The sequence below is a fragment of the Stenotrophomonas sp. 05L44_2 genome, assembly GCF_056665995.1.
In genome coordinates this window covers 1-4,061 of sequence record NZ_JBFTNR010000384.1, presented here as the reverse complement: position 1 = coordinate 4,061, position 4,061 = coordinate 1, and the positions used below count along the sequence as shown (strand labels likewise).

5 protein-coding genes are annotated in these 4,061 nt (G+C 67.3%); 3 read left to right on the top strand and 2 right to left on the bottom strand.

Features of this window, described 5'->3' with window-relative positions; translation table 11 throughout:
• The first annotated feature begins 177 nt into the window (after nt 1–177).
• Nucleotides 178–1,023 (top strand): SirB1 family protein, encoded by an 846-nt coding sequence (locus AC1VAN_RS14010; protein ID WP_025874194.1) that lies wholly within the window; start codon nt 178–180, stop codon nt 1,021–1,023.
• Nucleotides 1,024–1,113: 90 nt separating this feature from the next.
• Here AC1VAN_RS14010 and AC1VAN_RS14005 read toward each other — a convergent pair whose 3' ends face one another.
• Nucleotides 1,114–1,338, bottom strand: coding sequence for a rubredoxin (locus AC1VAN_RS14005; protein WP_025874193.1), 225 nt, complete (start codon nt 1,336–1,338; stop codon nt 1,114–1,116).
• A gap of 34 nt (nt 1,339–1,372) precedes the next feature.
• On the opposite strand from AC1VAN_RS14005, the gene thiE reads away from it, so the two are divergent.
• Together thiE and hemL are read left to right on the top strand one after the other, a co-directional pair.
• Nucleotides 1,373–2,008 (top strand): thiamine phosphate synthase, encoded by a 636-nt coding sequence (gene thiE, locus AC1VAN_RS14000; RefSeq protein WP_282279632.1) that lies wholly within the window; start codon nt 1,373–1,375, stop codon nt 2,006–2,008.
• A gap of 15 nt (nt 2,009–2,023) precedes the next feature.
• Nucleotides 2,024–3,313: a glutamate-1-semialdehyde 2,1-aminomutase gene (gene hemL / locus AC1VAN_RS13995; RefSeq protein ID WP_080149896.1), complete on the top strand. Its 1,290-nt coding sequence runs from the start codon at nt 2,024–2,026 to the stop codon at nt 3,311–3,313.
• Between the two features lie 157 nt (nt 3,314–3,470).
• On the opposite strand, the gene azu is transcribed toward hemL, so the two are convergent.
• Complete coding sequence (gene azu / locus AC1VAN_RS13990) at nt 3,471–3,920, bottom strand: azurin (RefSeq protein ID WP_033831930.1); 450 nt, start codon at nt 3,918–3,920, stop codon at nt 3,471–3,473.
• Nucleotides 3,921–4,061: the final 141 nt, after the last annotated feature.

Sequence of the window (4,061 nt, the reverse complement as noted above, 5' to 3'; positions counted from 1 at the left end):
GCCTGCGGTCCTGCAAGCCCACACCACCCTACCTCTGACAGCTTCCTGCCGCTGTTGGTGGGTGTCGACCTTGGTCGACACGGTAGATCCACGCCATGCGTGGATCGGGACACGTGGGGATGATGAATTCACGCCACGCTGCTTGAAACCGCCTGCGATTGCCGCCAGTCTGTGGACATGCAGGACCGGATCACACTCCCCGACTGGGATGCACTGGCCGACTTCGACGACGAGGCGCTGCCACTGCTGCCGACCGCGCTGCTGATCGCGCGCGATGAATATCCCGATCTGCAGCCGTCGACCTACGATGCGCTGGTGCAGAGCCACGTCGAGCACCTGCGCGCCGAGGTGGACAGCATCGAGCACAGCCCGCTGAAGATGGCGGCCATCAACCGGCATCTGTTCGATGAGCTGGGCTACAGCGGCGACCACCAGGAGTACTACGACCCGCGCAACAGCTACCTCAACCAGGTCTTCGAGCGCCGTCTGGGCAATCCGATCTCGCTGGCACTGGTGCAGATGGAGGTGGCGCGACGGCTGGGCATTCCGTTGGACGGCGTGTCATTCCCCGGTCATTTCCTGGTGCGCCTGCCGGTTGACGATGGCGTGCTGGTGATGGACCCGTTCAATGGTGGCCGGCCGCTGGACGTGGACGAACTGCGCGAACGCGCCAAATCACACCTGGGCGGGCAGATGCCCGACGACCAGGTGCTGGCGCAGATCCTCGATCCTGCACCGAGCCGCGCGATCCTGATCCGCATGCTGCGCAACCTGCATGGGGTCTATGCCGAGGCCAGCGAGTGGGATCGTGCCGCGCGCAGTGCCGACCGCCTGCTCAAGCTCGCCCCCGAACAGGACGATGCCCTGCGCGATCGCGGCCTGGCCTACCTGCAGCTGGACTACCTGGCCGGCGCGCGCAACGACCTGGGCCTGTACCTCAAGCGCAACCCCGAGGCCAGCGACGCGCAATGGCTGCGCGAGAAGCTGATCGACCTKGGCGGACCGGTACCGCGGCTGCATTGAGGTTGTCCGGTGTGCGGACAAACGGTCCGCACCCACCACCAACGATCCGCCCGACCGGTAGCGCCGGGCCATGCCCGGCGGCAATTGCGATCAATCGATCTCGACCATCTCGAAATCGTCCTTGGTCACGCCGCAATCCGGGCAGGTCCAGGTCTCGGGAATGTCTTCCCAGCGCGTGCCCGGGGCGATGCCCTCTTCCGGCAGCCCATCCGCTTCGCGGTACAGGAATCCGCAGACCACGCACATCCAGGTACGCAGGGTGGTGGGGGTGGCTTCGCTCATCGGATAATCAGGGCTGGATTCACGGGCCGCCATTGTCCCATCGCGGTCCACTCACCGGTAGCCATCGATGACTTCTGCTTCCCCGGCGCCCCGCGGCGTCTACCTGATCACCCCGGATGAACCCGATACCGCCCGCCTGCTGGCGCGCACCGCGCCGCTGCTTGCCGCCGGCGCCACCTGGCTGCAGTACCGCAACAAGACCGCCAGCGATGCGCTGCGGCGGGAACAGGCCACGGCGCTGCAGGCCTTGTGCGCCGCCCACGGCGTGCCGCTGATCGTCAACGACGACCCGGCGCTTGCCCAGGCCATCGGCGCGGCGGGCGTGCACCTGGGCGGCACCGACGGTGACATCGGCGCCGCACGCAGCCTGCTCGGCCCGGACGCCATCATCGGCGCCTCCTGCTACGACCAGCTGGCCAACGCCGAGCATGCCGTGGCGGCGGGCGCCAGCTACGTGGCCTTCGGCGCGTTCTTCCCCACCACCACCAAGGTCACCAGCAGCCGCGCCCACCCCGACCTGCTGCGGCAAAGCGCCGCACTGGGCGTGCCGCGGGTGGCGATTGGTGGCCTGAGCCCGGACAATGTCGGTCCCATCATCGATGCCGGCGCCGACCTGTTGGCCGTGGTCAGCGGCATCTACGCCGCGCAGGACCCGGTCGCGACCCAGCGCGCCTACCTCGCCCGATTCGATACGCAGCAGTAACCCCCAGGAAACCCCATGAACCACGACCAGTCCCACGCCCTGTTCTCCCGCGCCCAGGAATTGCTGCCTGGCGGCGTCAACTCACCGGTGCGCGCGTTCAAGTCGGTCGGCGGCGAACCCTTCTTCGTCGAGCGCGCTGACGGCGCCTACCTGTACGACGTCGACGGCAACCGCTACATCGACTACGTGGGATCGTGGGGCCCGATGATCGTCGGCCACAACCACACCGCCGTACGCCAGGCGGTGAAGAAGGCGATCGACAACGGCCTGTCCTTCGGTGCGCCGTGCGCAGCGGAAGTGACCATGGCCGAGACCATCACCCGGCTGGTGCCGTCGTGCGAGATGGTGCGCATGGTCAACTCCGGTACCGAAGCCACCCTGTCGGCGATCCGCCTGGCGCGCGGTGCCACCGGCCGCAGCTGCATCGTCAAGTTCGAAGGCTGCTACCACGGCCACGGTGACTCGTTCCTGGTCAAGGCCGGCAGCGGCATGCTGACCCTGGGCGTGCCGACCTCGCCCGGCGTGCCGGCCGGCCTGAGCGAACTGACCCTGACCCTGCCCTACAACGACTTCGAGGCGGCCACCGCCCTGTTCGACGCACGCGGCAGCGAGATCGCCGGCCTGATCATCGAGCCGGTGGTGGGCAACGCCAACTGCATTCCGCCCCGCGAAGGCTACCTGCAGCACCTGCGCGCGCTGTGCACGCAGCATGGCGCGCTGCTGATCTTCGACGAAGTGATGACCGGTTTCCGCGTTGCCCTTGGCGGTGCGCAGGCGCACTACGGTATCAGCCCGGACCTGACCACCTTCGGCAAGATCATCGGCGGCGGCATGCCGGTGGGCGCCTACGGCGGCCGCCGCGAGCTGATGCAGCAGATCGCGCCCGCTGGCCCGATCTACCAGGCCGGCACGCTCAGCGGCAACCCGGTGGCGATGGCCGCCGGCCTGGCCATGCTGGAGCTGATCCAGCAGCCGGGTTTCCACGACGACCTGAGCGCGCGCGCCGCCCGCCTGTGTGCGGGACTGGAAGCCGCCGCCGCCGATGCAGGCGTAGCGGTGACCACCACCCAGGTGGGCGCGATGTTCGGGCTGTTCTTCACCGCTGAGAAGGTGGAGACCTACGCCCAGGCCACGGCCTGCGACATTCCCGCGTTCAACCGTTTCTTCCACGCGATGCTGGACCAGGGCGTGTTCCTGGCACCGTCGGCGTACGAGGCCGGTTTCCTGTCCAGCGCCCACGATGATGCCGTGATCGAGGCCACGCTGGCAGCGGCACGCGTGGCGTTCAAGGCGGCCAAGGGCTGAATCCAGGCCTGGTAGGTGCCGACCTTGGTCGGCACTGCCTGCCCTCATCCACGCATGGCGTGGATCTACTGGATCGATGTGCTTCATCCACGCATGGCGTGGATCTACTGAGCTGCGTCTCTGGAGTAGAGCCACGCCATGCGTGGCTGCTGCGCACTCAACCGAAGACGAACTTGCCCTTCATCATCGCGAAGTGGCCGGGGAACGAGCAGAAGAAAGTGTAATCGCCGCCCTTCTGCATGCCCTTCGTGGAAAAACGCACGCGGGCGGTCTCGCCACCACCGATCACTTTGGTGTGGGCCAGCACGCGCTTGTCGGCCTTCGGCAGGTAGCTGTCGGCCAAGGTCATGCGCATGCCCGCCATCGCCACCGGCTGGTAGTCGGCGGTGCGGGTCAGCACCCAGTTGTGGCCCATCGCGGTGGCGGCCAGCCTGCCGGTGTGCCGCAGGGTCAGGTCGATTTCGCTGCAATCGGCAGCCACCTTGATCTCCCGGCTGCTGAAGCTCATCTGGTCGGTGCTGTCGATGCTCACCGCACATACGCGCGCCATCGCCGATGGCGCCAGCATCAGCGCACCCAGCCCCACCGCTACCATCCAAGCCTTCATCGTCGCGTCTCCTGCAGGTTCGGTGGTCATTCTAGGCAGACACCTGGCCACCCGRCTGCGACCGTGTGTCGCAGTGGTGGTCCAGGGTTTGCGTGCGGATACGGCAATGGCATGCTCGACCGATGCGGATCGATCTTCTCC